Consider the following 24,782-nt stretch of genomic DNA (forward strand, 5'->3'; position numbering starts at 1 on the left):
TCTCATTTTGCGGCGTAGGCCTGGGCGGGCCAGCCGCCGCCGATAGCCTTCATGGCCTGGACGGAGCGGCGGAGCGCCTGGACCTGGGCCGAGGTGAGCTGGGCGCGCACGCTGCGCCAGGCCTGCTCGGCCGAGAGGGTGGAGGAAAGGTCGGTGAGCCCACGGCCGTAACCGGTGCGGGCGGCTTCATAGGCGCGTCGGGCGCGGGCCTCGCCGTCGGTCAGCAGCGCCACGCGGCGGCGGTCGGCATCCAGACTGACCAGGGCGCCCTCGGCTTCCTGGAATGCGGTCTGGACGGTCTTTTCGTAAGCGGTGACGGCCTGTTCGGTGCGGGCGTTCTGGACCTTCAGGTCGGACAGCAGGCGCGGGATCGACAGCACCGGCTGCATCACCGAGCCGCCGATCGACCAGTTCTGGGTCTCGGACGAGAAGCCCGGCTGCTCAATGCGCGACCACCCGATGCCGGGCGAGAACGTGAACGACGGGAAGAAGGCCAGGCCCGCCAGCTTCTGCTGGGCTGCGGCCGAGCGCAGGGCGGCCTGCGCCTGACGCACGTCAGGCCGGCGTTGCAGCAGCTCGCTGGGCAGCACCTGGGGCACGGTCGGGGCCTGGCCGACTTCGGGCGCGGCGTTGATGTTGGCCGTCGGCTCGACGATACGGCCAGCGAGGATCAGGATCGCGCGCTTCTGCACCTGGAGCTGGGCTTCCAGCGCCTCGACCTGGGCCTTCGCCTGGGAGAGGTCGCCCGCGATGCGGTCGGGTTCGGTTCCGGCGGCCAGGCCACGCTCGGCGCGCTTGGAGGCCACGTCGTAGAGGTCCTGCTGGATACGGGTGGTCTCGCGGGCGTCGGCCAGCTGGATGGCCAGGCCCTTGGCCTCGAACCAGCTGTCGGCCGTCTCGGCGGCGAGCTGGGCCCGCGCCACCTCATAGGCGTAGCGGACGCGGTCGACCTCGGCGTTGGCGGCCCGGTAGGCGACAAACCCGCGTCCCCACGGATCGATCTCCCAGCTCACGGTGAAGCCGGATTGGTACTGCTTGGACACGCCCGCCGTCGAGAACCCCGGGATGTTGGCCGCCGTGCCGCCGATCTGGTCGGTATCCGTGCGGCGCCCCTGCAGGGTTGCGTCTCCTTGGGGCAGGTACTGCAGGATGGCGCCGGTCCGTTGGGCCTTGACCTCGTCGAGGCGCGAGCGGGCGGTACGGATATCGGGATTGCGGGTCAGCGCCTGCTCGATCAGGGCGGTCAGCTCAGGATCGTTGTAGGCCGTCCACCAGGTATCCAACGCCAGCACGCCGGGGGGCGGCGCGGCGGCCGATGCGCTGGTCGATGCCTCGAAAGCGGCGGGCAGGCGCAGATCAGGGTCCCGCGGGCTGGCGCAAGCGGCGAGCGCGAGGGTGGCCATGACGGCAAGGTAGCCAGGGCGACGAAGCATGGGGTTCAGGATTCTGCAGATCGGCGTTGTTGAACAGGACTCGCACGCCCGGCGCAATTGAAGCGTGGGCCCATATTCCGGATGTCGCCTCCGCCGGCGACTCTTGCGGCCACCGTGCGACGGCTCGTCTCGCTCAAACTCTGTATGATGTAAAGTGTTTTCTCTGTAATGTACGGACCAGCATGACGAAGGATACGACGGTCGGGGCGGACCCCAAGCGCAGCATCGACCTGCTGTGGGGCGACGCCGAGCCCGGCCGCCGCGGACCCAAGCCTCGCCACTCGGTGGACAAGGTGGTCGAGGCTGCGATCGCGGTCGCCGACGCCGAAGGCCTGACCGCCATCTCCGTACGCCGGATCGCTCTGGAGCTCGGCGTGTCGGCGATGTCGATCTACACCTACGTCCCCTCGAAGGCCGAGCTGGTCGAACTCATGTTCGACCGCGTTCTCGGTGAGATGGCTGCGCCGCCTTCGGCGGACGTGGGCTGGCGCGAGGCGCTCACGGACGTGGCCCGCGAACGCTGGCGGATGAGCGAACGCCACCCGTGGATGCTGGACCTGGCGATGCACCGCCCGCCCCTGGGTCCGAATCTGGTGCGCCGCCACGAGTCGGCGCTGGGCGCGCTCGACAGCACGGGCCTGGACGACCTGACCAAGGACCTGGTCATCGACGTGCTGCACAACTTCCTGCTGGGAGCCCTGAAACAGGCGCGCGACGCCCGCGAGGCCGAGCAGTTGAGCGGGCTGACCGACGAGCAATGGTTCGCCGTGGCCGAGCCCGCCATCACGGCGCGGCTCGATCCGTCGCGGTTCCCTCACCTCCTACGGCTCAGCGAGGCGTGGCGGGCCGCGGACAAGAGCGTGGTCGCCGATCCGCTGTGGCGCTTCGGCTTCGGCCTGGACGTGGTGCTGGACGGCATCGAGGCGTTGATCGCCGCGCGTCGGGCCGCGGCCTAGCCGAGGGGCTGCGAACCCCTTACGGTCGCCGCAACATCCCCCCTCCTTCGAGTACATGCATGCATAAGCTTCTCCTGAGCGCGGCGGTCATGGTCCTGGCCGCCAGCTCGGTCTCGGCCGCGCCCTCGGTCATCGATGCGCAACGGGTGTTGCGCGACACGCAAGTGCTTTCGTCCGACGCCTATGAGGGCCGCGCGCCCGCCAGCGAGGGCGAGAAGAAGACCGTCGCCTACCTGGTCGAGCAGATGAAGGCCGCGGGCCTGCAGCCCGCCGGCGATCCCCTGCCCGGCGGCGGCCGCGCCTGGACCCAGGACGTGCCGCTGGCCCGCTTCGCCACCAAGGGCCCGATCGCCGTCAGCGCCAATGTCGGCGGGACCGTCGAGACCTGGACTCAGGGCGAGCAGATCGCCATCCGCGCCGCCCAGACCGGCGTCGATCGGCTGACCATCAAGGACGCGCCCGTCGTGTTCGTGGGCTATGGCGTCAAGGCGCCCGAGCGCAATTGGGACGACTTCAAGGGCATGGACCTCAAGGGCAAGGTGGCCCTGGTGCTGGTCAACGATCCTGACTTCGAAACGGGGTCCGGCGACTTCGGCGGCAAGGCCATGACCTACTATGGCCGCTGGACCTACAAGTACGAGGAAGCCGCGCGCCAGGGCGCGGTGGGTTTCCTGGTCATCCATGAAACCGCGCCCGCCGCCTACGGCTGGGCGACGGTCAAGAACTCCAACACCAACGAGATCTTCGACGTCATCCGCAAGGATCCGTCGCAGGCGCACGCCCCGCTGGAGGGCTGGGTGCAGCGCGACGTGGCCGCGGGCCTGCTGAAGGCCGCGGGCTTCGACCTCGATACCCTGAAGAAGCAGGCCCAGACCCGCGCGTTCAAGCCGGTGGCGCTGAAGGGCGTCACCTTCTCGGCCGACTATGCCGTCGATGTGCAGAAGGTGGTCTCGAAGAACGTCGTGGGCGCAGTGATCGGGAGCAAGCATCCCGAGGAGCGCGTCTTCTACACCGCCCACTGGGACCACCTGGGCGTGGGCCAGCCCGACGCCAAGGGCGACACGATCTACAACGGCGCGCTCGACAACGCCTCGGGCACGGCGATGCTGCTGGAACTGGGCCGCGCTTTCGCCAAGGGTCAAAAGCCGCAGCGAACGGTCGTGTTCCTGTCGGTGACCGCCGAGGAGAAGGGCCTGCTGGGCTCGGAGTACTACGCTCGCAACCCGCTGTATCCGCTGGGCACGACGGTGGGCGTGCTCAACATGGATGGCGTGGGCCCGACCGGCCTGGCGCGCGACTTCACCACCTCCGGCAATGCGCCGCTGACCCTGCAGGACGAGCTGATCGCGGTGGGCAAGACCCACGACCGGTACTTCACGCCCGACCCCCGCCCCGAAGCCGGCAGCTTCTTCCGTTCGGATCACTTCCCGTTCGCGAAGGTGGGCGTGCCGGCGATCAGCTTCGGCGGCGGCCAGGATCTGGTGACCGGAGGCAAGGCGGCCGGCCTCGCCAATCGCACAGCCTACACCGCCGACAAGTACCACCAGCCGGCCGACGAGTTCGACCCGACCTGGGACCCCAAGGGCTTCGAAGCCGACGGCGCGCTGCTGTTCGACCTGGGCCAGAAACTGGCGAACAGCCGCATCTGGCCCGATTGGAAAGCCGGCGCGGAGTTCAAGGCCGAGCGCGACAAGACGAAGGCGCAGCGGAAGTAGGGCAGCGGACGTAGGAACGCCTCTCCCCCGAGCGTCGCGAAGCGAGGGGGTTGGACAGAGAACATCTTGAGAACTTGCGCAACCGCCGGTACCTGTAGCGTCGGCAACACCGGAGGCGTGACATGGCTGAAGCAGGTCGGATCCGCTGCGGCATCGGCGGGTGGACGTTCGAGCCGTGGCGGGGGGTATTCTATCCCAAGGGACTGAAGCACGCCGCCGAGCTGGAGTACGCCAGCCGCCATCTGACCTCGATCGAGATAAACGGCACCTACTACTCGTCGTTCAAGCCCGACAGCTGGGCCAAGTGGCGGGCCTCGACGCCCGACGGGTTCAAGTTCGCCGTGAAGGCCTCGCGCTTCTGCACGAACCGCAAGGTGCTGGCCGACGGCAAGGCCAGCATGGACATCTTCCTGGGCCAGGGCCTGACCGAGCTGGGCGACCGGCTGGGGCCGATCCTGTGGCAGTTCATGCCGACCAAGAAGTTCGACTACGACGACTTCGCGGGCTTCATCGACCTGTTGCCGGAGAAGGTCGGAGACCTGCCCGCGCGGCATGTGCTGGAGGTGCGCAACGGCACGTTCAACGACCCGAAGTTCATCGGCCTGTGCCGCGACCGGGGCGTGGCGATCTGCAACTCCGACAACGAGAACTACCCCTTCATCCCCGACATCACCGCCGACTTCGTCTATCTGCGCCTGCTCTCGGCCGACGACGAAATCCCAACGGGCTACGAGGCCAAGGACCTCGATCTGTGGGCCGGTCGATTCCAGAGCTATGCACGGGGCGAGGTGCCGGGCGATTTCACGCCGGTGGACCGCACGGGTCCGCCGGAAGGCCCGCGCGACGTCTATGCCTACGTGATCCACGAGGGGAAGGTACGCGCCCCGGCCGCGGCGATGCAGTTCATCCGACGCGTCGATCCGGCCTTCGAGATTCCCGCGGACTGACCCGCTCTAGTGCGCCGGCGTGCGGTCGCCGTCGAACTCCGGCCGCGGCGGATCGGGCGCCTCGCCGGGCTCGGGGTCGAAGGGGGCCACGATCTCGCAGCGCACCCCGGCCGGCAGGAAGCGGATGGTGACTTTGCCGCCCAGTTCGTGGGCGAGCCCCCGCTCCAGCAGCCGTGCGCCGAAGCCGCGGGTGGCCGGCGGCGTCACGCGCGGACCGCCCCGCTCGCGCCATTCCAGCCGCAACATCGGGGCCGGAGCCTCCTCGTCCAGCCGCCATGCGATCTCGACGCGCCCCCCATCGACCGACAGCGCGCCGTACTTCACAGCATTGGTGGCCAGCTCGTGCACGCCCATGGCCAGCGCCAGCGCCATCTTGGGCGAGATGCGCAGGTCGGGACCCGAGAGCGCCAACCGGCCGGGCCCGTGCGGCGACATCGTGCGGGTGAGGATCGTCGTGAGCGATGCGCCGGCCCAGCGCTCGCGGGTCAGGATGTCGTGGGTCCAGGCCAGCGCCATCAGCCGGTTCTCGAAGTCGGCCAGCGGCCCGGCCCCACCGGCGCGGCCCAGGCTCTGGCGAGCCACCGACTGGACGGTCGCCAGCATGTTCTTCACCCGGTGATTCAGTTCGTGGATCAGGAGCTGCTGACGTTCCTCGGCGCGCCGGCGCTCGCCCACCTCGCGTTGCAGCTTGGCCTCGGCCAGCTTGGACGGGGTGATGTCGAGCGTGACGCCCACCACCCGGCCGGGCCCGCCATCGGCGCGGCGGTCGACGACCGCGCAGCTCGAGCGCAACCAGCGATGGCGGCCGTCGGCGGCGGCGACGCGAAACTCGAAGGACGCTTCGTCGCGATCGACCAGCCCGCGCAGGGTCGCCATCACCCGGTCGATGTCGTCGGCGACGACGAAGGCGCGCCAATCCGCCACGGCTTCGTCGGCCCCATCGACGGCGGACAGCCCGATCAGGGCGCGGGCGGCCGCGACGTCCAGCCAGCGCATCGCGCCGCCGTCCCGCCACTCCCAGGTAGCCGCGCGCGCCGCCTGGTGGGCGAGCCGCAGGGTCTCGTTGGCGGCGCGCAGGCGTCGGGCGTTGCGGCGCAGGGCGCGCTCGCTGCGTTCGCGCTGGGTGACATCGCGCAGGATGAAAATCATGCCGCTGGCGATCGGCAGGCCGACGATCTCGACCCATTCGTCGTCGCCGCCCGGCCGCTCAGCCACGAACTCGACCGCGGCGTCGTCGCGCAGCGCGCTGCGGAGACGCAGTTCCAGGGTTGGATCGTCGAGGCCGGCGAGCATGTCGCCCAGCGACCGGCCCAGCGCCTCGCCGTCGTTCGCCCGCAGGAACCGCGCGGCGGCGGGGTCACAGAAGCTTAGCACGGCGGACCGGTCACAGGCGAACACGCCGTCGAGGCTCGCGCCCCGCAGCAGAGCCTCGCCGATTTCCATCGCGAGGCCGCCCGGATCACCGGGCGAACGAACTTCGGCCGCCATCAGCTCCTCGATGCGGCCCCCGACCCACAGCAAAGATGACGCAATGCACGCCGCGGCGCCGGACGGCGCAGTGTCGCAGGGGCCGGCGCCATTGACGCCCCCTGCGTCATGGGGCCGCATGCTCGGAAAAACGGAGGAAGCTGCCGCCATGACCGAATTCACCCTCGACGACCTGATGTTCAAGCCGGGCCTCATGAAAGGCCAGCGCATCCTCATCACCGGCGGCGGCACCGGACTGGGCAAGGTGATGGCCGAAGGCTGCTCGATGCTGGGCGCCGACGTCATCATCTGGGGCCGCCGCGGCAACGTGATCGAAGACACGGCCAAGGAGCTCTCTGACCATGCCGCCAAGGTGGGCGGCGGGACGGTCACCGGCATGGCCTGCGACATCCGAGTGGCCGAGGCGATCCACGACACGATGGATCAGGTCTGGGCCGGCGGCGCGCTGACGGGCCTAGTCAACAACGCGGCGGGCAACTTCATCAGTCGCACCGAGGACCTTTCGCCCCGCGGTTTTGACGCGATCGCCAACATCGTCTTCCGCGGTTCCTTCTTCGTCACCCTCGACGCGGGCAAGCGCTGGCTGGCCGAGGGCAAGCACGGCTCGGTGGTCTCGATCCTGACTACCTGGGTCTGGCACGGCGGGCCGTTCACGGTGCCCAGCGCCATGTCGAAGGCCGGCCTGAACGTGATGACCCAGTCGCTCGCGGTGGAATGGGGTGGCCGCGGCATCCGCTTCAACGCCATCGCGCCGGGCCCTTTCCCGACCGAGGGCGCCTGGGCGCGCCTGAACCCGGGCAGCGGCGTGGGCGCCGACGGCGAGAAGCCCGACCCGACCATCCCGCTGGACCGCAATGGCGAGATGCGCGAGCTGGCGAACCTGGCCGTCTATCTGCTGGATCCGGGGTCGGCCTATGTGAACGGCCAGACCATCGCCATCGACGGCGGCGGGCACCTGAAGGGCGGCGGCGGCTTCGGCCGACTGTCGGAGTGGGGCGACGCCGAATGGGCCGCGGCCCGCGACGCCATCAAGGGCGCCAATGAAAAGGACCGCGCGCAACGCACGGTCTGACGTCCGCGCCCGACGCACATCGCGCGATGAGCGTTCCCGCAAACGAAAAGGCGCCCCAGGGAGGTGGGGCGCCTTGATGTTCTTTATGTTGATTCAGCCGGGTCTTGCGCCCGGCCGCCACCGCCAGGGCTGGTGCTTACGCACCACCGGGGAAGCGCATCGGGATCTTCACGTCACCCGACTTGTCGCCCATCGGCATGGCTTGGGCCACGCACAGGGCGGCCTTGTCGAAGCCCTTGCCCGGCGCGCTGTCCGAGAGAACGGTGCAGCCGTCCAGCTTGCCGCCGTTCGCAGTGCACTGAAGCATCACGGTCGCAGCGTCCTTGGTGTTCGCATTCTTAACAAGGCATTTAGCCATGTTCTCTTGGAACGACGCCGCGCTCACGCCGGACGCCAAAGCCAAACTCAGAGCAACACCACCGAAAAGAGAGACAGCTTTCTGCATCCCCACCTCCTGTTGAAGAAACGATGGTGAGAGGAATACCCGGAGGCGGTGAATCATCTCTAAATTTCTCACAGAAGTGGGAAAAGTGAGAATCCGTTAGGGACCTTCGTTCATTGTGAACAGGCTCGCGGGGTCTATCCCGAGTGGGAAGAAAAACTGGGGGGCACCCTCACATGAAACGCTTCAGATTGGATGACCTGCCGTTGCTGGTGAAGGTCGGCTTCGCGCCCGCGCTCGCGCTGGTGATGATGGCCGTTCTGTCCGCCGGCGCGGTTGTGCTGCAGCAAAGCCAGACACGCGAGTTGGAACGCGTCGTCCACACGGACATGCCGAACAGCCTGCGCATGCAGAAGGTCTCGGAACGCATCACGGCCGTGCACGGAGACCTGTATCTCCTGCTGACCCACCAGGCCGCCTCCATGGAGCCCGAGAAGATCCCGGAGCAGAGCAAGGCCCTGCTGGCCCAGATGGACAGCATCACGAAGGACGTCGGCATCGCCCGCGCGGCGGCCCCCGCCTCGCAGAAGGCGGCCTACGACCGGCTGTTGAAGGACCTCAAGGAAAACCGGGAGGCGCTTGACGTCATCATCGCGATGATGAGCGCCGACTTCGCATCGGCCGCCGGCTTCGCCGCGCCGTTCGAAGACCAGTACAAGAAGATGACCGGCAACCTGCAGTCCATCGTGACTCAGGCTCAGGCCGAAACCGACAAGAAGGCCCAGGCCACCAGCGACGCCGCCAAGGCGGCGCAGATGGCCACCATCGGGGCCGCCCTGGTGACCCTGCTACTCGTGGGTTCGATCGCCGCCTTCCTCGTCCTCAACATGAAGAAGGCCGTGCAGCGCATCGCCGGCGCCACCGAGCGCCTGTCGCGGGGCGACAACGACGTCGATGTCGAGGCGCTCGAGCGCAAGGACGAGCTGGGCGCCATCGTGAAGTCGCTGGCCGTCTTCCGCGAGAACCAGCTGCACCTTGAGCAGATGCGCACCGAGCAGGAAGAACAACGCGCCGCCGCCGAGGCTGCGCGGCGCGAGAATGCCGCCCTCGCCGAGGCTTCGGCCGAGGAGCAGGGTCGCGTGGTCAATTCGCTGGCCACCGGCCTGGAACGCCTCGCCATGGGCGACCTCACGGTCCGCCTGAAGGAGTCGTTCCCGGGCGGCTACGAGAAGCTGCGCAACGACTTCAACGACGCGGCCGACAAGCTGGAAGTCGCGCTGGCCGCGATCGCCAACTCGACCTACGCCATCCGCTCGGGCGGCGGTGAGATCGCCTCGGCCACCGACGACCTGTCGCGTCGGACCGAACAGCAGGCGGCCACCCTGGAACAGACCGCCGCCGCGCTCGACGAGATCACCGTGACGGTGCAGCGCTCGGCGCAGGGCGCCAACCAGAGCCGCGAAGCTGTGGCTTCGGCCAAGGCCGAGGCCGAGCGTTCAGGCGAGGTGGTGAGCCGCGCCGTGGCCTCGATGACCGAGATCGAACGCTCGGCCCGCGAGATCAGCCAGATCATCGGCGTCGTCGACGAGATCGCGTTCCAGACCAACCTGCTGGCCCTGAACGCCGGCGTCGAAGCGGCGCGAGCCGGCGACGCGGGCAAGGGCTTCGCGGTGGTGGCGTCGGAAGTCCGCGCGCTGGCCCAGCGCTCGGCGGAATCCGCCAAGCAGATCAAGGGCCTCATCTCCACCTCCACCTCGCAGGTGGCGGAAGGCGTGAGCCTGGTCGGCGAGACGGGCGAGGCCCTGCACCGGATCATCAGCCACGTGGATGACATCTCGAAGCTGGTGGGCGAGATCGCGCAGTCGGCCAAGGAAGAAGCCACCGGCATCGCGGAGGTGAACACCGCCGTGAACCAGATGGACCAGGTAACCCAGCAGAACGCGGCCATGGTGGAAGAGACCACTGCGGCCTCGCGCATGCTGGCCGGCCAGACCGAAGAGCTGTTCGGCCTCGTGCAGCGCTTCCAGGTCAACGGCTCGGCCCATCAGGCAGAGCGCCCCGTCGCCCGCGAGGCGGCTCCGGCCGTCGCGCCGCGCGCCACCGGGAGCAGCGGGAGCAGCTTCCGCACGCAGGGCAATGCGGCGGTCGCCGAGGACAACTGGACCGAATTCTGACGGTCAAAGAGATCCGAACACGGGCGTGGGACCATCCGCGCTCGATTTCGGAGGGCCGGCGCACGGGACCATACGTGCGCCGGTCCTTTCGCATCTGGAGGCCGCGCGGAGACGCGCGGCCTTTCCGTTTGCGGAAACCAACCCGGGCCTTCTAGAATGACACCCGTCACGTTTTGAGTTGCGTCGAGAACAGAATGTCTCAGGTCGCCTATCTCCCCGCCGGCAAGCGGGAGCAGACGAAGGTCCAGAACCGCCAGGCGATCCTGGATGCGGCGCGCGAGGTGTTCGGCGAGCTGGGGTACGAGGCCGCGACGGTGCGCGACATCATCCGTCGCACGGGTCTCGCGGCCGGTACGTTCTACAATTACTACCGCTCCAAAGAGGAGGTGTTCGCCGCCCTCGCCGACGACGGCGCCCGCCGCTTCGCCCCGATCCTGAAGGCCCTACGCAACAAGGGTGGTCCGCTGGATGGGTTCGTCCGCGAGGCCATCGTCGCCTACTTCGAGTTCATGGCCGACGAGCATGTGAGCTGGATGGCTCGCCGACCGGCCGGGGAAGCACAGCCGCACATCCAGGGCGAGACGCCCGAGATGGCCGCCGTCTTCAACGAGGTGAAGGACGCGCTGGAGCACGCCATCACCGAGGGCCGCGGGCCCCTGGGCGACACCGAATACATGACCGCCGCGTGCATCGGCGTCGCCCGCGAGGTCTGCGACAAGATGCTGATGCGCCGCCCGATCGACACCGCGGCCGCCGCCGACTTCACCGTCGAGATGATCCTGGGCGGCCTGCGCGGCCTTCCCGGCGCGAAGTGCTGACGGCGGCGCGCCGCTCGGCTTCCGTCCCCTTGCGGAACACCCTCTACGGTATCGGCTCCGCCTTCACGGAGTAGCCGCATGCGTGCCCTGGTCGTCGAGAAGCTCCTGCCGGACTACGGCGGCTGCGTGGTCAAGGACATCCCCACGCCAGAGCCCGGCCCCGGCCAGGTGCGCATCAAGGTGCGCGCGGCCGCGGTGAACTTTCCCGACCTGATGCAGACGCGCGGCGAGCACCAGCACAAGCCCGAGATCCCGTTCGTGGGCGGCATGGAGCTGGCCGGCGACGTGGACGCCCTGGGCCAGGGCGTGACGGGCTTTGCGGTGGGCGATGCGGTCTGTTCCGGCGGCCGCGGCGGCTTCGCCGAGTACGCCATCCTGCCGGCCGCCACGCTGCGGAAGAAGCCGGCGAAACTGACCTACGGCGAGGCCGCGGGCTATCCTGTGGCCTACCTGACCGCCTATGTCGCGTTGAACCGCGTGGCCAACGTCCAGCCCGGCGAGTGGGTGCTGGTGCATGGCGCGGCCGGCGGCGTGGGCCTGGCCGCGGTCGACTACGCCAAGCTGATGGGCGCGAAGGTGATCGCCGCCTCGGCCTCGGACGACAAGCTGGCGACGATCGAGACGGAATACGACGTCGACGCAACCGTGAACGTCACCCGCGGCTTCCGCGAGCGGGTGAAGGAGCTCACCGGCGGGCGCGGCGCAGACGTGATCTACGATCCTGTGGGCGGCGACGTGTTCGACGAGAGCGTCCGCTGCATCGCCTTCGGCGGGCGCATCCTCTCCATCGGCTTCACCAGCGGCAGGCTGCCGACGCTTCCGGTCAACATCGCCCTGATCAAGGGCTTCTCGGTCCACGGCGTGCGAGCCGGCGAGTACGGCCGGCAGTTCCCCGAGAAGGGCCGCGAGAACAACGAGGCAATCTGGAAACTGGCGGAAGAGGGCAAGGTCCGCCCCCGCGTCGACCACGAGTACCCGCTGGCCGAATGGCGCGAGGCTTTCGAGACGCTGGCCCAGCGCAAGGTCGTGGGCAAGACGATCATCCGGCCGGATCTCTAAGGAACCGGAAAGCCCGTCAGGTCCCAGGCCGCCTTGCGGCCGCCGGGCAGTACGACGATCGCATCGTGGGCGTGAATGTAGTCACGCAAGTCGGACTGGCGCGCCGGCACGAGCTGGTTGGCGAAGGCGCGCACCCAGGGCTTCAGGGGTCGCAGATCGACCATCACCGGGGTGGCCGGCGGGCCATCGGGGAACAGCGGGGCCAGGAACGGCGCGTCCTCCAGCCAGGGGAAGCCCTCGCCCACCGGGATCACGTCGACGCCGTAAGCCTCCATCCCGCCCGCGATGGCGAACTCGTGGGCGAAATTGCCGATCGTGTAGGCCCCGCCCGGGCTGCGGCCGCGGTACATGTGCCAGCTGCCGAACTTGAACATCACCTTGGGTGGAACGCCGGCCTTGGCGGCGCGGCGATAGTTCTCCAGGAACGTCCGCTTGAAGAGCGCCTCGCGCTCGGTGTTGTTGTAGAGGCCCACCCGCTCGCCGGCGTTGGCGCGGCGGTTGTACGAATAGATCTCGGCGCTGGTGATCAGGCCCGTGAACAGCCGGTCAGCGCGCGAACCGGGCTCGGGATCATAGGCCGCCTCCAGCGCCTGAAGCCGCGCAAGCGTGGTCGGATCGTCGTGCAGGAAGGCGCCCTGGTTGGCGCGCGTCTCCTTGCTCTTGGCCTCCTGGTACAGCTCCTGGGCCGTGGAGCGGGTCTGGGGCGGCGCGAGGCCAACCAGCTCCTCCAGATAGCGGGTCGCCCCCTGGGCCTGCTCCAGGCCCCAGAGCACAGGATCACCGGGTCGCGACCCCTTGCTCACCTCGGCCAGCAGCCGCAGGTCGTCATCCGAGGCGAAGCCGATGTGCGGCGGATAGCGCCTGGCCAGCGCCGCGATCTTGCCGAGGTCGCCCTTCATGCCGTTGACCGCGTCGATGGCCAGCGGGTCCTGTTCGACCGCCAGATAGCGGAAGCCCCGTTCACGCTGCAGTCGGTTGAACAGGGCGCCGGCGAACCGCGGGGTGTCGCGGTCGTGATGGTTCTCGCCCATGAGCAGAAACTGGGCCCGCTCGGTCTGAGTCAGGAGGAAGTCCGCGCCCGGCCCCTTGATCCCTTCCGCCGTGAGCTCGAACGCCCGGGTATTGGCCGCCAGCAGCGCGCGGGTGTCAGTGGGCGTCTGGGCCAGGGCCGGCGCGGCCAGCCCCACCACCGCGGCCAGGATCAGAAGGAATCGCATCGCCATCTCCGGCTTTTCCGGGCGTGACTATGGAAGCCGCGGCTGCGACGGCAAGCGGGCTTGGGTCGCGCGCCGACTTGCGCCAGGATCGGCCCATGACGATCGAGAACGAAGACCAGCTCGACAAGCTGAAGGCCGCCGGGCGGCTGGTGGCGCGCACCCTGAAGGCGATGGGCGAGGCCCTGGAGCCCGGCATGACCACCCGCGAGCTGGACCAACTGGGCCGCGCGATGCTGGAGGCCGGCGGCGCCCGCTCAGCGCCTGAGCTCACCTACGACTTCCCTGGCGCCACCTGCATCTCCGTGGGGCCCGATATCGCCCACGGCATCCCGGGCGACCGGGTGATCCAGGCCGGCGACCTGATCAACATCGACGTCTCGGCCGAGTTGGACGGCTTCTACGGCGACACCGGGGCCTCGTTCGCCGTGCCGCCGGTGACCAGGCGCGTCGAGCGCCTGTGCCGCGATGGCCGCCGCGCGCTGTGGACCGGCATCCGCGCCGTGCGCCCCGGGGCCGACCTCAACGCCCCGGGCCGCGAGATCGAGGCCTTTGCGCGCCGCAACGGCTACAGCCTGGTCCGGAACCTCGCCAGCCACGGGGTCGGCGCCTCGCTGCACGAGGAACCCACCGAGATCGCCACCTGGGCCGACCGCTCCGATCGCCGCAAGATCACCGAGGGCCTGGTCTTTACCCTGGAGCCGTTCCTGTCGCTGGGCGCCGAGTGGGTCGACGAGGTCGGCGACGGCTGGACCCTGCGGCCACCGGGCGGTGAACCCACGGTCCAGTACGAACACACCCTGGTGGCGACACGCCGCGGGCCGTTGGTGATGACTCTGGCGGAGTAGCCGGCCCGAGGTGGTTGACAGTCCCCCGCCCTTCCACTATCCACCGCCGCTCGATTTTCGACCCGGAGCTTTCCTCGTGAAGCGCACTTTCCAACCGTCTCGCCTGGTGCGTGCGCGCCGTCACGGCTTCCGCCTGCGCATGTCCACGAAGAATGGTCAGAAGATCCTGGCGCGCCGCCGCGCCAAGGGCCGCAAGCGCCTGAGCGCCTAAGCGCAAGCGTTGCTCTAAGGTGTCCGGGTGACGGACGCCAATCCGACCATCTCCAGACTGACCAAGCGCAGCGAGTTCCTCGCCTGCGCCAAAGCCCCCTCGCATGCGAAGGGGGCTGTCGTCGTTCAGGCCCGTCCGCGCGGCGACGACGACCCCCGCGTCCGGGTCGGCTTCACCGCCACCAAGCGCATCGGCGGCGCCGTCGAGCGCAATCGCGCCAAGCGCCGGATGCGGGAGGCCGCGCGCCTCATGCTGCCCCTGCATGGCGCCCCCGGCGTCGACTATGTGATCATCGCCCGGGGCGGCGCGATCAGCCGGCCCTGGGACCGTCTCCTTGACGATGTGAAAACCGCGCTGATAAGGCTCGCCCCCGACCGTGCGGCTCACCACCTGTAGCCCGGCCCCGCCCTTCTCTCCGACGGAAACCTGCGTTCCATGCGCGACGACAACACCCGCAACACGATCATCTTCTTCGTGGCGGCGGCGCTCCTGCTTCTGGTCTACCAGATCTTCGTCATCGAGCCGCAGACCAAGCGGGCCATGGAGGAGCGCGCGCGCCAGGCGCCCGCCGCCGCCGTCTCGACCGCGGCGCCCAATGCGCCGCAGATGTCCCAGGTGGTCACCCGCGAGGCCGCGGTGGCCGCGACGGCCCGGGTGCCGATCGACACGCCGGCCCTGAAGGGCTCGCTGTCGCTGCGCGGCGCGCGCCTCGACGACCTGTACCTCGTCCAGTACCGCCAGACGCTGGACAAGAACTCGCCGCCGGTCGAGCTGCTGCGGCCCGACGGCACGCAGTACGCCATGTTCGCAGAGCTGGGCTGGGTGGGCGCCAATGTCGCCGGCATGCCGGGCCCGAACACGCTGTGGACGCTCAGCAGCGGCTCGAAGCTCGCGCCGGGTCGGCCCGTGACCCTGACCTACACCAACGGCCAGGGCCTCACGTTTACGCGGGTGATCTCGGTCGACGACAAGTACATGTTCACGGTGGCCGACACCGTGGCGAACACGTCCGGCATGCCGGTCACGCTGCGCCCCTATGGATCGGTCCAGCGCCAGGGCGTGCCGCCCAGCCTGGGCAAGAACGGGGTGATCCACGAGGGCGGCGCCGGCTGGCTGGAAGGCAAGCGCCGGCCGCTCAAGTACGCCAAGTGGCAGAAGGACGGCTCAAGCCCGACCTACACGTCGACGGGTGGCTGGGTCGGCATCACCGACCACTACTGGCTGACCGCGCTGATCCCCGACCAGAAGAGCCAGATCGACGGCCAGTTCCGCCTGACCAAGGCCCCCACCGCCAACATTCTCGACGCCAAGTTCGACGGCCAGGTGCGCACCATCGCCGCGGGCCGCCAGATCACCGAGACCACCCGCATATTCGCCGGGGCCAAGCAGCGCCCGGTGCTGGAGGCCTACCAGGACAACCTGAGCATCGCCCACCTGGACGAGGCGCTGGACTGGGGCATGTTCTGGTTCCTCACCCGTCCGATCTTCGGGCTGCTGTCGTGGCTGTACGGCTACGTCGGCAACTTCGGCCTGGCCATCCTGGCGCTCACCGTCATCGTGCGTCTCGTCTTCTTCCCGCTCGCCAACAAGCAGTACGAGTCGATGACGAAGATGAAGAAGGTGCAGCCGGCGATGGAGGAGCTGCGCGCCAAGTACAAGGACGACCCCCAGAAGCAGCAGCAGGAGCTGCTGGCGCTGTATCAGCGAGAGAAGGTCAACCCGCTAGCCGGATGTCTGCCGATCTTCCTGCAGATCCCGGTCTTCTTCGCGCTCTTCAAGGTGCTGCAGCTCGAGATCGACATGCGGCACGCGCCGTTCGTCGGCTACATCAAGGACCTGTCGGCGCCCGACCCGACGACGGTGTTCAACCTGTTCGGCCTGATCCCCTGGGATCCGGGCACGCTGCCGCTGATGGGCAGCCTCTTCGCCTACGGCTCGCCTCCTGGCTTCCTGCACATCGGCGTCCTACCGATCCTATACGGCTTCACCACCTGGCTCACGACCTCGATGAGCCCGCCGGCGCCTGACCCGATCCAGCAACGGATCTTCCAGCTCATGCCGCTGCTCTTCACTTTCATCATGGCCCAGTTCGCCATCGGCCTGCTGGTCTACTACACGTGGTCGAACTGCCTGACGGTGCTGCAGCAGTACGTGATCATGCGCCGCTTCAAGGTAGACAACCCGATCGACCAGATCATCCGCAAGGTGACCGGCAAGCCGAAGCCCGAGGGCGTCGGGTGACCGACGCCGCCGCGCCCGAGCCGACGTTCGACGACGAGACGCTGGAGGCGGCGCGGGTGTTCTTCGCGCACCCGGTGACCTTCATGATGGGCGCCGTGGCCATGACCGGCCTGCCACCCGCCGACCTGCCCGAGGTGGCCTTCGCCGGCCGTTCGAACGTGGGCAAGAGCTCGCTGATCAACGCCGTGACCGGCCGCACGCACCTAGCCCGGGCCTCGACGGCCCCCGGCCGCACCCGCGAGATCAACTTCTTCGTGGCGGACGAGACCCTGCGGCTGGTCGACCTGCCCGGCTACGGTTTCGCGAAGGTGGGCCGCGGCGAGAAGAACAAGTTCCAGAACCTGGGCCGCGCCTATCTTCGCGGACGCCCGAACCTCAAGCGCGCCTACCTGCTGATCGACAGCCGGCACGGCCTGAAGGACGTCGACCTCGAAGCCATGGAGGCCTTCGACCTGGCCGCCGTCAGCTATCAGATCGTGCTGACCAAGGTCGACAAGCTGCGCAGCCAGCGCGACGTCAACCAGGTGGTGGCGGAAACGCTGCGCAAGATCGCCAAGCGCCCCGCAGCCTTCCCGCGGGTGGCCGCGACCTCGTCCGAAAAGGGCACGGGCATCCCTGAGCTCCGCGCCGAGATCCTCGCGGCCTGCGCCGCGTAGCGAAGCGCAACCTACCCACTGCGTGGGAAAGGAAGTTTCCGTCCCCAGCGTCACCGCGCTATCTGGCGGACATGATCGACATGTCCGCCCGCCCCGTCTTCGACGAGGACCTGAACCTCTTCCGTGACCAGGTGCGGAAGTTCTACGAGCGCGAACTGACGCCTCATCTCGACCGCTGGGAAAGCCAAGGGATCATCGACCGCGAGTTCTGGCTGGCGTGCGGCGAGGCTGGGCTGCTGTGCCCCGGCGTGCCGGCCGAGTACGGCGGCCTAGGCCTCGACTTCCGCTACAACGCGGTGATCTCCGAGGAACTGTTCTACGCGGGCTCCACGGCCGGCATCACGCTGCAGAGCGACATCGTCGCCGACTACCTCGTCCACTACGGCTCGGAAGAGCAGAAGCGCGAGTGGCTGCCCAAGATGGTCTCGGGCGAGGCGATCACCGCCATCGCGATGACCGAGCCCGGCACCGGCTCCGACCTGCAGGCCGTCCGCACCACCGCGATCCGCGACGGGAACCACTACGTCGTCAACGGCTCGAAGATCTACATCACCAACGGCCAGCACGCCGACCTGATCATCGTCGTGGCGAAGACCGATCCGACCCAGGGCGGCAAGGGCATCTCGCTGATCCTGGTGGAAGCCAGCCGCGAGGGGTTCAAGCGCGGGCGCAACCTCGACAAGATCGGCCAGCACGCCGCCGACACCTCTGAGCTGTTCTTCGAAGACGTGCGGGTGCCGGTGACCAACTGCCTCGGCCAGGAGGGCAAGGGCTTCGCCCAGCTGATGACCCAGCTGCCGCAGGAGCGCCTGGGCATCTCGGCGCAGGCGCAGGCCGCCGCCCAGCGGGCGTTCGACGAGGGCGTGAAGTTCACCAAGGAGCGGAAGGCGTTCGGCCAGACCGTCTTCGACTTCCAGAACACGCGCTTCACGCTGGCGGGCCTGAAGGCCAAGCTGCAGGCGGGCTGGGCGCACCTGGACTGGGCGATCGCGCGGCATCTGGAAGGCAAGCTGACCGCCGCCGAAGCCTCGGCCGCCAAGCTGTTCCACACCGAGCTGCAATGGGAGGTCTGCGACGCCGCCCTGCAACTGCATGGCGGCGCGGGCTACATGAACGAGTACCCGATCGCACGGCTGTGGCGCGACGCCCGGGTCCAGCGGATCTATGGCGGGACATCCGAGATCATGAAGGAAGTCGTCGCCCGCACGATCTGACGCGCACCAACGCAACAAGCGCAGCCGTTCAGGCGTTGTCCCATGGTCAGGTCATGGGGAACGCTCGCATGCAAACGTCTTTCGCCCCGGAGCGCGATGGCGGCGCGCGCGACACCACCCATCGGTCGAACCGGCTGCTGGCGGCGCTGGCTCCGCGCGACCTGGCGGTGCTCAAACCCCACCTGGAGCCCGTGGCGCTGAAGCGGGGCCAGGTGCTGTTCGAGCCCGGGGACGACGTGGTCACCACCTACTTCCCATGCCACCGGACCATGGCCTCGCTGCTGATCGTCACCCGCGACGGCCGCGAGGTGGAGGCCGCCACCATCGGCCGCGAAGGCGCCGTCGGCGGGATCGTCAGCGAGGGCCACAAGCCCGCCTACGGTCGCGCAGTCGTGCAGCTCCCGGGCGACGCCTACGCCATCTCCACCAGCCATCTGGAAGCGGCCAAGACCGGCTCGCCCCGGTTCGGCGACCTGTTCTCGCGGTATGCCGACAGCCTGCTCGCCCAGATGATGCAGGGGGTGGCCTGCAACGCCCTGCATCGCGTGGATGAGCGGTGCGCCCGCTGGCTGCTGGCCGTCCACGATCGCGCCGGCCATGGCGTTATCCACCTCACCCATGAGTCATTGGCCGAGATGCTGGGCGTCCAGCGCTCGACCGTGACCACGGTCACCGGCGAGCTGCAGGCCCGCGGCCTCATCCGCACCCACCGCGGGCGCGTCGAGGTCGTGGACCGCCGCGGCCTCGAGCGCGTGGCCTGCGAATGCTACGCCGCGGTGGAGGAGCACTTCGCCACGCTCCTGCCGGAAGTGGCGGAGTAGGCGTCGTGCCTACCGCTTCGCCACCTCGCCGCCCTTCATCACGAACACCGGCTTCTCCAGCACCGTGATGTCGGCGAGCGGGTCGCCCTTCACGCCCACCAGGTCGCCGAAGAAGCCCTTGGCCACCTGTCCCACGTCGTTCTGCCAACCCAGAGCCTCGGCCGAATTGACCGTGGCCGACTGGATCGCCTGCAGCGGCGTCGCGCCGTAGCGCACCATCACGGCGAACTGCTTGGCGTTCAGGCCGTGCGGATACACGCCGGCGTCCGTCGAGTAGGTCATGCGCGCGCCGGCCTTCAGGGCCTTGCGGTAGTTCTCGCGCTGGATCTCGCCGATCTCGCGGTCCTTGCGGAGGTTGTCCTCCAGCTCGCCGTTCTTCTTGCCCTCGGCCTGGGTGTAGTCGGTGTTGTAGATGTCGAAGCCCAGGAAGGTCCCCTTCTGGACGGCGAGCTTGATCCCCTCGTCATCGATCAGGCTCACATGCTCGACAGTATCGACCCCGCCCAGGATCGCGGCCTTCACGCCCGGGGCGCCGTGGGCGTGCGCCGCCACCTTCATCCCCGCCATGTGGGCCTCTTCGACCACGGCCTTGATCTCCTCCAGCGTCATCTGCTGGGCTCCCGGCTCGGCGCCGCGGGAGAAGACGCCCCCAGTCGCGCAGATCTTGATCGATCGCGCGCCGTACTTGCGCTGGGTGCGCACCATCTTGCGACCCTCGTCGGGGCTGTCGACCAGCGCCGGGCTCTTTTCCTCCATCGAGGGCGGGAAGAACGTCTCGTCGCAGTGGCCGCCCGTGGCGCCCAGGGCATAGCCCGAGGCCATGATCCGGGGCCCCGTGATCCACCCCTCGTCGATCGCCTCGCGCAGGCCCACGTCGGCGTAGAAGGCCGTGCCGACGTTGCGCACCGTCGTGAAGCCCGCCTCCAGCGTCGTCTTGGCGTTGGCCACGCCGACCGCCGTCCAGAAGCTGTCGGTGAACTCGTAGGGCCGGTATCCGCCGTATTTGCCGGCGCTGGTCAGGTGGACGTGCATGTCGATCAGGCCGGGCAGCAGGGTGACGCCGGGCAGGTCCACACGCTGAGCGCCCGCAGGGACCGCATCGCCCGCCTTGCCCACCGAGACGACGCGGCCGTCGGTGATGACGATCAGGGGCTTTTCGACGTACTTGCCGGTCTTCACGTCCAGCAGCCGCTCGGCGCTCACGACCACCGTCCCGGCCTGGACGGACCCCGCCACCAGCATCGCGGCCAGCGCCGCTCCCACCCCTAGACCACGCATCGCCAACTCCCCGGATTGCCGCGTCTCGACTAACACGCCCAAGCGCCCGTGACAGCGGGGGCCCCGTCCGCTATCGGACGCCCGGATTTCTCTGGCGGGACGGTGACGTGAGCGAAGACACGGAAGAGCAAGGTTGGGCGACGGCGAAGACGCTGGCCGAGTCCCTGCCGTTCATCCAGATCTACGACCGCGAGATCGTGGTCATCAAATACGGCGGCCACGCCATGGGCGAGGAGTCGGTGGCCAAGCTGTTCGCCGCCGACGTGGTGCTGCTGAAGATGCTGGGCGTCCATCCTGTGGTCGTGCACGGCGGCGGCCCGCAGATCTCGGCCTGGCTGGAGAAAGCGGGCGTGAAGTCCACTTTCATCGACGGGCTGCGCGTCACCGACCAGGCGACGATGGAAGTGGCCGAGATGGTGCTGTCGGGCGCCATCAACAAGGAAATCGCCAGCTGGATCACCCAGGCCGGCTCCGAGGCCGATGTGCGCGGCGTGGGCCTGTCGGGCAAGGACGCCAAGCTGATCACCGTCGAGAAGGTCACGCGCACCACTCGGGCCGCCGACAGCGTCGAGGAAAAGATCGTCGACCTGGGCTTCGTGGGTGAGCCCAAACACATCGACACCACGCTGATCGAGGCCCTGATCAAGGCCGAGCACGACTATATCCCGGTCGTGGCGCCCATCGGCGTCGACGACAACGGCCAAACCTTCAACATCAACGCCGACACGGTGGCCGGCGCCCTGGCGGGCGCACTGGGCGCCAAGCGGATGCTGCTGCTGACCGACGTGCCGGGCGTGCTCGACGCCAACAAGCAGCGCGTGGCCCAGATGACCATCGCCGAGGCGCGCGGCGCCATCGCCGACCGGGTCGCGACCGGCGGCATGATCCCCAAGCTGGAGACCGCCATCGCCGCCGTCGAATCGGGCGTCGAGGCCGTGGTCATCCTGGACGGCCGCCGCCCCCACGCCATGCTGGTCGAGCTCTTCACCGAGCACGGGTCGGGGACGATGGTGAAGCCGTGAAGGCCGACCTGAGCCACGTCGACACCTGGCTGTTCGACCTGGACAACACGCTCTACCCGGCCGAATCCGGCTTCATGGCCGAGATCGTCGATCGGATGACCGACTTCGTGGAGCGGGTCACCGGCCTGCCGCGCGACGAGGCCTTCCGTCTGCAGAAGGCCTACCTCGCCGAGCACGGCCTGACCCTGAAGGGCATGATGCTCAACCACGGCGTGGACCCCAAGGACTTCCACGCCATCTTCCACGACATGTCGCTGGACGCGCTGGCCCACGACGCCGCCCTGCTCAGCGCCCTGGAGCGACTGCCGGGCCGCCGGCTGATCTTCACCAACGCCGACGACATCCACGCCGAGCGCGTGCTGAAGCACCTGGGCCTGGGCCACCTGTTCGACGACGTCTTCCACATCGGGACCGCCGACTACGAGCCCAAGCCCAGCCTGAAGGCCTTCGAGCGGATGGGCGAGCTGCACGGCATCGAGCCCGCCACGACCTGCTTCTTCGAGGACTCCGAGCGCAACCTCGCGCCCGCCCACGACCTGGGTATGACCACCGTGCTGGTCGGGCCCTGGGCGCCCCAGTCCACCGCCGCCTTCGTCCACCACCGCACCGACAAGCTCGCGCCGTTCCTCATGGACGCGCAGCTCAAGCCCGCCGCCTGAGGAAACCCATGTCCGAAGACCTGAAGTCCGTGATCGAGGCCGCCTGGGAGGCGCGCGACGGCATCAACACGTCCACCACCGGCCAGGTGCGCGACGCCGTGCACGAGACCATCGAGTTGCTCGACGCCGGCAAGGTGCGCGTGGCCCAGCGCGACGCCGACGGGACCTGGACCACGAACCAGTGGGCCAAGCAGGCGATCCTGCTGTTCTTCCGCCTGACCGCGAACCGGCTGATCGACGCCGAAGCGCCGCATCCCTACTGGGACAAGGTCCCGCTCAAGTTCACCGGCTGGGACGCCGCGCGCTTCGAGGCCGCCGGCTTCCGCGCCGTGCCGGGCTGCATCGTGCGCAAGGGCGCGTTTGTCGCCCGCAACGTGGTGATGACGCCCTCGTTCGTGAACATCGGCGCCTATGTCGACGAAGGCACGATGGTCGACACCTGGGCCACGGTGGGGTCTTGCGCCCAGATCGGGAAGAACTGCCACATCTCGGGCGGCGCCGGCATCGGCGGCGTGCTGGAGCCGCTGCAGGCCAACCCGACGATCATCGAAGACAACTGCTTCATCGGCGCCCGCGCCGAGGTGGCCGAGGGCGTGATCGTGCGCGAGGGCTCGGTGCTGTCGATGGGCACCTTCATCACCTCCACCACGCCGATCATCGACCGCCGCACGGGCGAAGTCCGCACCGGCGAGGTCCCGCCCTATTCCGTCGTGGTTTCCGGCAGCCGCCCCAACCCCCACGACCCGACCCTGCCGTCGACCTACTGCGCGGTGATCATGAAGCAGGTGGACGAACGCACCCGCTCGAAGACCTCGATCAACGAGCTGCTGCGGGAGTAGCGGTCAAGGCGAGCGACGCCGACCTCACGCCTTCACGAATTCGATTTATTCGAATAATATGAGGAATGCCCAATCTTCGCGTTTCCTCAGCCGAATTTCTGAAGAGCTACGGCCGGATCAGCGAGGCAGCCCTTCGCGAGCCGGTCTCGATCACCAGCCACGGGCGTGAGCGGCTGGTGCTGATCTCGGCCCAGGAATACCAGCGGCTCAAGCGCAACGACCGTGAAGCTCTCTACCCGTGGGAGCTGACGGCAGATGATCTTCGCGCTCTCGAGCGCGCCGAGCCACCGGCAGAGGCCACGGCTTTCGATCATGAACTGAAGCCCGAATAGGTGACCGCTCTACCTGAGCCGCAGCCCGGCTTGGTCATCCGTTACGCCTACCTCTGGCGCCACGAGGCCGCGCGAGGCCAGGAGGAGGCTCGAAAGGACAGACCCTGCGTGGTGGTTCTGGCCGTGCAGGATGGAGGAGACCACAAGGTCGTCACCGTCGCGCCGATCACCCACACGCGGCCAGAACGCCCGGATCTGGCGATCCCTGTGCCACCCGCCGTAAAGCGACGGCTGGGCTTGGACAGCGAACAGTCCTGGATTATCGCCGCGGACCTGAATCGATTCGTATGGCCCGGCGTTGATCTGCGCCCGGTCGGAGTGGATGAGCGAACCTACGCCTATGGCCTGCTGCCCGCCGCCCTCTACGACCAGCTGCGGCTACGCGTTCTCGCGCTGGCTCGCGCAGGCCAGGCGGCGCTGACGCGGCGCAAGGAATAGAAGTCACCCCTCCGGATACGGCGTGCCGTCGTTGTGGCGGTAGAAGCTCTCCCCCGGCCGCGCGTCCATGTCGATATCGGGGTAGTGGCAGGCGTCGGTGGCCGGGCGGCGGGAGCCGATCTCCAGGTAGACGGCGTCGCGGTCGCTCAGGTTCTGGAGGCAGTGCGCGTTGGTGTCCCCGGCCTTCCACGCCGCCACGTCGCCGGGCCGCAGGATGTGGGGGCCGTCGTCCTCAACCAAGGTGACCTCGCCCTCCAGGACGTAGACGAGCTCGTCTTCCTCGGAGTGCCAGTGCCGCTGGCTGGACCATTTTCCGGGCGGAAGGCGCACCAGGTTCACGCCGAAGTCGGTGAGGCCGGCCGCGTCGCCCAGCTTGTTCCACGCAGCCCCCAGGCAGATGTCCTTGTAGGGGAGCGGATAATTGCAGCCGCTGTGGACCTCCAGGCTTAGGATGTCGATCTTGGGCATCAGCGCTTGCGGCCTCCATCCAGCTCGTAGGGCGTCCCGTCGCGGTGACGATAGACGTCGTCGGGGGTCACGATCATGTCGAGGTCGGGATAGTCGGCGCTGTCGACGCCCGGCCGCCGCGACCCGATCTCCAGGAGAACCGCCTCGGCGGCGGATCGGTTCTGGATGTGATGGCCGTTGGCGATGCCGGCCTTGAAGCCGGCGCAATCGCCGGTTTTTAGCACCGTCTCGCCCTCGTCCTCCACCAGCACCACTTCGCCGGACACGACCCACACGAACTCGTCCTCGTGGCTGTGCCAGTGACGCTGGCTGGTCCAGACGCCGGGGGCCAGCCGCATCAGGTTCACACCGAACTGGTCCAGCCCCGCCACGTCGCCCAGCTTCCAGCGCCTGCGCTCGCGGCAGGGTTCGTCGAACGGCGGCGGATAGGCGCTGCCAAAGCGCGTCGGCGCCTTGTCGATATCGATCTTGGGCATGATCCCCTCGCCTCGTTCGTG

Annotated in this window: 26 protein-coding genes; 19 read left to right on the top strand and 7 right to left on the bottom strand. The window is 68.5% G+C overall.

Annotation, left to right across the window (positions count from 1 at the left end; genetic code table 11):
- Positions 1–2 precede the first annotated feature (2 nt).
- A complete protein-coding gene (locus ACQ66R_RS09640; protein ID WP_430421420.1) occupies positions 3–1,433 on the bottom strand; it encodes an efflux transporter outer membrane subunit in 1,431 nt (476 codons plus the stop codon).
- 182 nt (positions 1,434–1,615) lie between these two features.
- Between ACQ66R_RS09640 and ACQ66R_RS09645 the strand changes: the two genes are divergently transcribed.
- The 3 genes from ACQ66R_RS09645 to ACQ66R_RS09655 all read left to right on the top strand — a co-directional run bounded on the left by ACQ66R_RS09645 (position 1,616) and on the right by ACQ66R_RS09655 (position 5,051).
- Positions 1,616–2,389, top strand: a complete 774-nt coding sequence (locus tag ACQ66R_RS09645) for a TetR/AcrR family transcriptional regulator (RefSeq protein WP_430421422.1) — start codon at positions 1,616–1,618, stop codon at positions 2,387–2,389.
- 59 nt (positions 2,390–2,448) lie between these two features.
- On the top strand, positions 2,449–4,104 hold the full coding sequence (locus tag ACQ66R_RS09650) for a M28 family metallopeptidase (RefSeq protein ID WP_430421424.1): 1,656 nt from the start codon (positions 2,449–2,451) through the stop codon (positions 4,102–4,104).
- 122 nt (positions 4,105–4,226) lie between these two features.
- Entirely contained in the window at positions 4,227–5,051 is an 825-nt protein-coding gene (locus ACQ66R_RS09655; RefSeq protein ID WP_430421426.1) for a DUF72 domain-containing protein, read from the top strand.
- Between the two features lie 6 nt (positions 5,052–5,057).
- Here ACQ66R_RS09655 and ACQ66R_RS09660 read toward each other — a convergent pair whose 3' ends face one another.
- Entirely contained in the window at positions 5,058–6,539 is a 1,482-nt protein-coding gene (locus ACQ66R_RS09660; RefSeq protein ID WP_430421428.1) for a sensor histidine kinase, read from the bottom strand.
- Between the two features lie 148 nt (positions 6,540–6,687).
- On the opposite strand from ACQ66R_RS09660, the gene ACQ66R_RS09665 reads away from it, so the two are divergent.
- Complete coding sequence (locus ACQ66R_RS09665) at positions 6,688–7,611, top strand: SDR family oxidoreductase (RefSeq protein ID WP_430421430.1); 924 nt, start codon at positions 6,688–6,690, stop codon at positions 7,609–7,611.
- Between the two features lie 136 nt (positions 7,612–7,747).
- Here ACQ66R_RS09665 and ACQ66R_RS09670 read toward each other — a convergent pair whose 3' ends face one another.
- On the bottom strand, positions 7,748–8,056 hold the full coding sequence (locus ACQ66R_RS09670) for an energy transducer TonB family protein (protein WP_430421432.1): 309 nt from the start codon (positions 8,054–8,056) through the stop codon (positions 7,748–7,750).
- 173 nt (positions 8,057–8,229) lie between these two features.
- Here ACQ66R_RS09670 and ACQ66R_RS09675 point away from each other — a divergent pair, with 173 nt between their 5' ends.
- The 3 genes from ACQ66R_RS09675 to ACQ66R_RS09685 all read left to right on the top strand — a co-directional run bounded on the left by ACQ66R_RS09675 (position 8,230) and on the right by ACQ66R_RS09685 (position 12,044).
- Positions 8,230–10,167, top strand: coding sequence for a methyl-accepting chemotaxis protein (locus ACQ66R_RS09675; RefSeq protein WP_430421434.1), 1,938 nt, complete (start codon positions 8,230–8,232; stop codon positions 10,165–10,167).
- 194 nt (positions 10,168–10,361) lie between these two features.
- The gene (locus tag ACQ66R_RS09680; RefSeq protein WP_430421437.1) at positions 10,362–10,985 is read left to right on the top strand and encodes a TetR/AcrR family transcriptional regulator; all 624 of its coding nucleotides are present in this window, start codon (positions 10,362–10,364) and stop codon (positions 10,983–10,985) included.
- A 78-nt stretch (positions 10,986–11,063) separates the two neighbouring features.
- Positions 11,064–12,044: an NADPH:quinone oxidoreductase family protein gene (locus ACQ66R_RS09685; protein WP_430421439.1), complete on the top strand. Its 981-nt coding sequence runs from the start codon at positions 11,064–11,066 to the stop codon at positions 12,042–12,044.
- Here ACQ66R_RS09685 and ACQ66R_RS09690 read toward each other — a convergent pair.
- A complete protein-coding gene (locus tag ACQ66R_RS09690) occupies positions 12,041–13,261 on the bottom strand; it encodes a hypothetical protein (protein WP_430421441.1) in 1,221 nt (406 codons plus the stop codon). The genes ACQ66R_RS09685 and ACQ66R_RS09690 overlap by 4 nt on opposite strands.
- A gap of 95 nt (positions 13,262–13,356) precedes the next feature.
- Between ACQ66R_RS09690 and map the strand changes: the two genes are divergently transcribed.
- The 7 genes from map to ACQ66R_RS09725 all read left to right on the top strand — a co-directional run bounded on the left by map (position 13,357) and on the right by ACQ66R_RS09725 (position 19,249).
- A complete protein-coding gene (gene map / locus ACQ66R_RS09695) occupies positions 13,357–14,106 on the top strand; it encodes a type I methionyl aminopeptidase (RefSeq protein WP_430421443.1) in 750 nt (249 codons plus the stop codon).
- A gap of 76 nt (positions 14,107–14,182) precedes the next feature.
- Positions 14,183–14,317 carry a 50S ribosomal protein L34 gene (gene rpmH / locus ACQ66R_RS09700; RefSeq protein WP_068877158.1) on the top strand — a complete coding sequence of 45 codons (135 nt, stop codon included), beginning with the start codon at positions 14,183–14,185 and terminating at the stop codon, positions 14,315–14,317.
- Between the two features lie 27 nt (positions 14,318–14,344).
- The gene (gene rnpA, locus ACQ66R_RS09705) at positions 14,345–14,713 is read left to right on the top strand and encodes a ribonuclease P protein component (protein ID WP_430421446.1); all 369 of its coding nucleotides are present in this window, start codon (positions 14,345–14,347) and stop codon (positions 14,711–14,713) included.
- Between the two features lie 39 nt (positions 14,714–14,752).
- Entirely contained in the window at positions 14,753–16,558 is a 1,806-nt protein-coding gene (yidC, locus tag ACQ66R_RS09710; RefSeq protein ID WP_430421448.1) for a membrane protein insertase YidC, read from the top strand.
- A 56-nt stretch (positions 16,559–16,614) separates the two neighbouring features.
- Complete coding sequence (gene yihA, locus ACQ66R_RS09715) at positions 16,615–17,214, top strand: ribosome biogenesis GTP-binding protein YihA/YsxC (RefSeq protein WP_430426249.1); 600 nt, start codon at positions 16,615–16,617, stop codon at positions 17,212–17,214.
- Between the two features lie 80 nt (positions 17,215–17,294).
- Positions 17,295–18,428: an acyl-CoA dehydrogenase family protein gene (locus ACQ66R_RS09720; RefSeq protein WP_430421450.1), complete on the top strand. Its 1,134-nt coding sequence runs from the start codon at positions 17,295–17,297 to the stop codon at positions 18,426–18,428.
- A gap of 68 nt (positions 18,429–18,496) precedes the next feature.
- A complete protein-coding gene (locus tag ACQ66R_RS09725) occupies positions 18,497–19,249 on the top strand; it encodes a Crp/Fnr family transcriptional regulator (RefSeq protein ID WP_430421452.1) in 753 nt (250 codons plus the stop codon).
- A gap of 9 nt (positions 19,250–19,258) precedes the next feature.
- On the opposite strand, the gene ACQ66R_RS09730 is transcribed toward ACQ66R_RS09725, so the two are convergent.
- On the bottom strand, positions 19,259–20,527 hold the full coding sequence (locus ACQ66R_RS09730) for an amidohydrolase family protein (RefSeq protein ID WP_430421454.1): 1,269 nt from the start codon (positions 20,525–20,527) through the stop codon (positions 19,259–19,261).
- Between the two features lie 107 nt (positions 20,528–20,634).
- Here ACQ66R_RS09730 and argB point away from each other — a divergent pair, with 107 nt between their 5' ends.
- From argB to ACQ66R_RS09755, 5 genes are all read left to right on the top strand, one after another.
- Complete coding sequence (gene argB, locus ACQ66R_RS09735) at positions 20,635–21,549, top strand: acetylglutamate kinase (RefSeq protein WP_430421456.1); 915 nt, start codon at positions 20,635–20,637, stop codon at positions 21,547–21,549.
- Positions 21,546–22,208, top strand: a complete 663-nt coding sequence (locus tag ACQ66R_RS09740) for a pyrimidine 5'-nucleotidase (protein ID WP_430421458.1) — start codon at positions 21,546–21,548, stop codon at positions 22,206–22,208. The genes argB and ACQ66R_RS09740 overlap by 4 nt, the downstream gene beginning before the upstream one ends.
- Before the next feature lie 8 nt (positions 22,209–22,216).
- Entirely contained in the window at positions 22,217–23,047 is an 831-nt protein-coding gene (gene dapD / locus ACQ66R_RS09745; protein WP_430421460.1) for a 2,3,4,5-tetrahydropyridine-2,6-dicarboxylate N-succinyltransferase, read from the top strand.
- A 65-nt stretch (positions 23,048–23,112) separates the two neighbouring features.
- Positions 23,113–23,379 carry a type II toxin-antitoxin system prevent-host-death family antitoxin gene (locus tag ACQ66R_RS09750; RefSeq protein WP_430421462.1) on the top strand — a complete coding sequence of 89 codons (267 nt, stop codon included), beginning with the start codon at positions 23,113–23,115 and terminating at the stop codon, positions 23,377–23,379.
- The gene (locus ACQ66R_RS09755; RefSeq protein WP_430421464.1) at positions 23,380–23,817 is read left to right on the top strand and encodes a type II toxin-antitoxin system PemK/MazF family toxin; all 438 of its coding nucleotides are present in this window, start codon (positions 23,380–23,382) and stop codon (positions 23,815–23,817) included.
- A 3-nt stretch (positions 23,818–23,820) separates the two neighbouring features.
- Here the strand turns inward: ACQ66R_RS09755 and ACQ66R_RS09760 are convergent, their stop codons facing one another.
- Positions 23,821–24,285 carry a cupin domain-containing protein gene (locus tag ACQ66R_RS09760; RefSeq protein ID WP_430421466.1) on the bottom strand — a complete coding sequence of 155 codons (465 nt, stop codon included), beginning with the start codon at positions 24,283–24,285 and terminating at the stop codon, positions 23,821–23,823.
- Positions 24,285–24,761, bottom strand: coding sequence for a cupin domain-containing protein (locus ACQ66R_RS09765; protein ID WP_430421468.1), 477 nt, complete (start codon positions 24,759–24,761; stop codon positions 24,285–24,287). The genes ACQ66R_RS09760 and ACQ66R_RS09765 overlap by 1 nt, the downstream gene beginning before the upstream one ends.
- Positions 24,762–24,782 lie beyond the last annotated feature (21 nt).

The organism is Phenylobacterium sp., from assembly GCF_965284355.1.
Classification (GTDB): domain Bacteria; phylum Pseudomonadota; class Alphaproteobacteria; order Caulobacterales; family Caulobacteraceae; genus Phenylobacterium.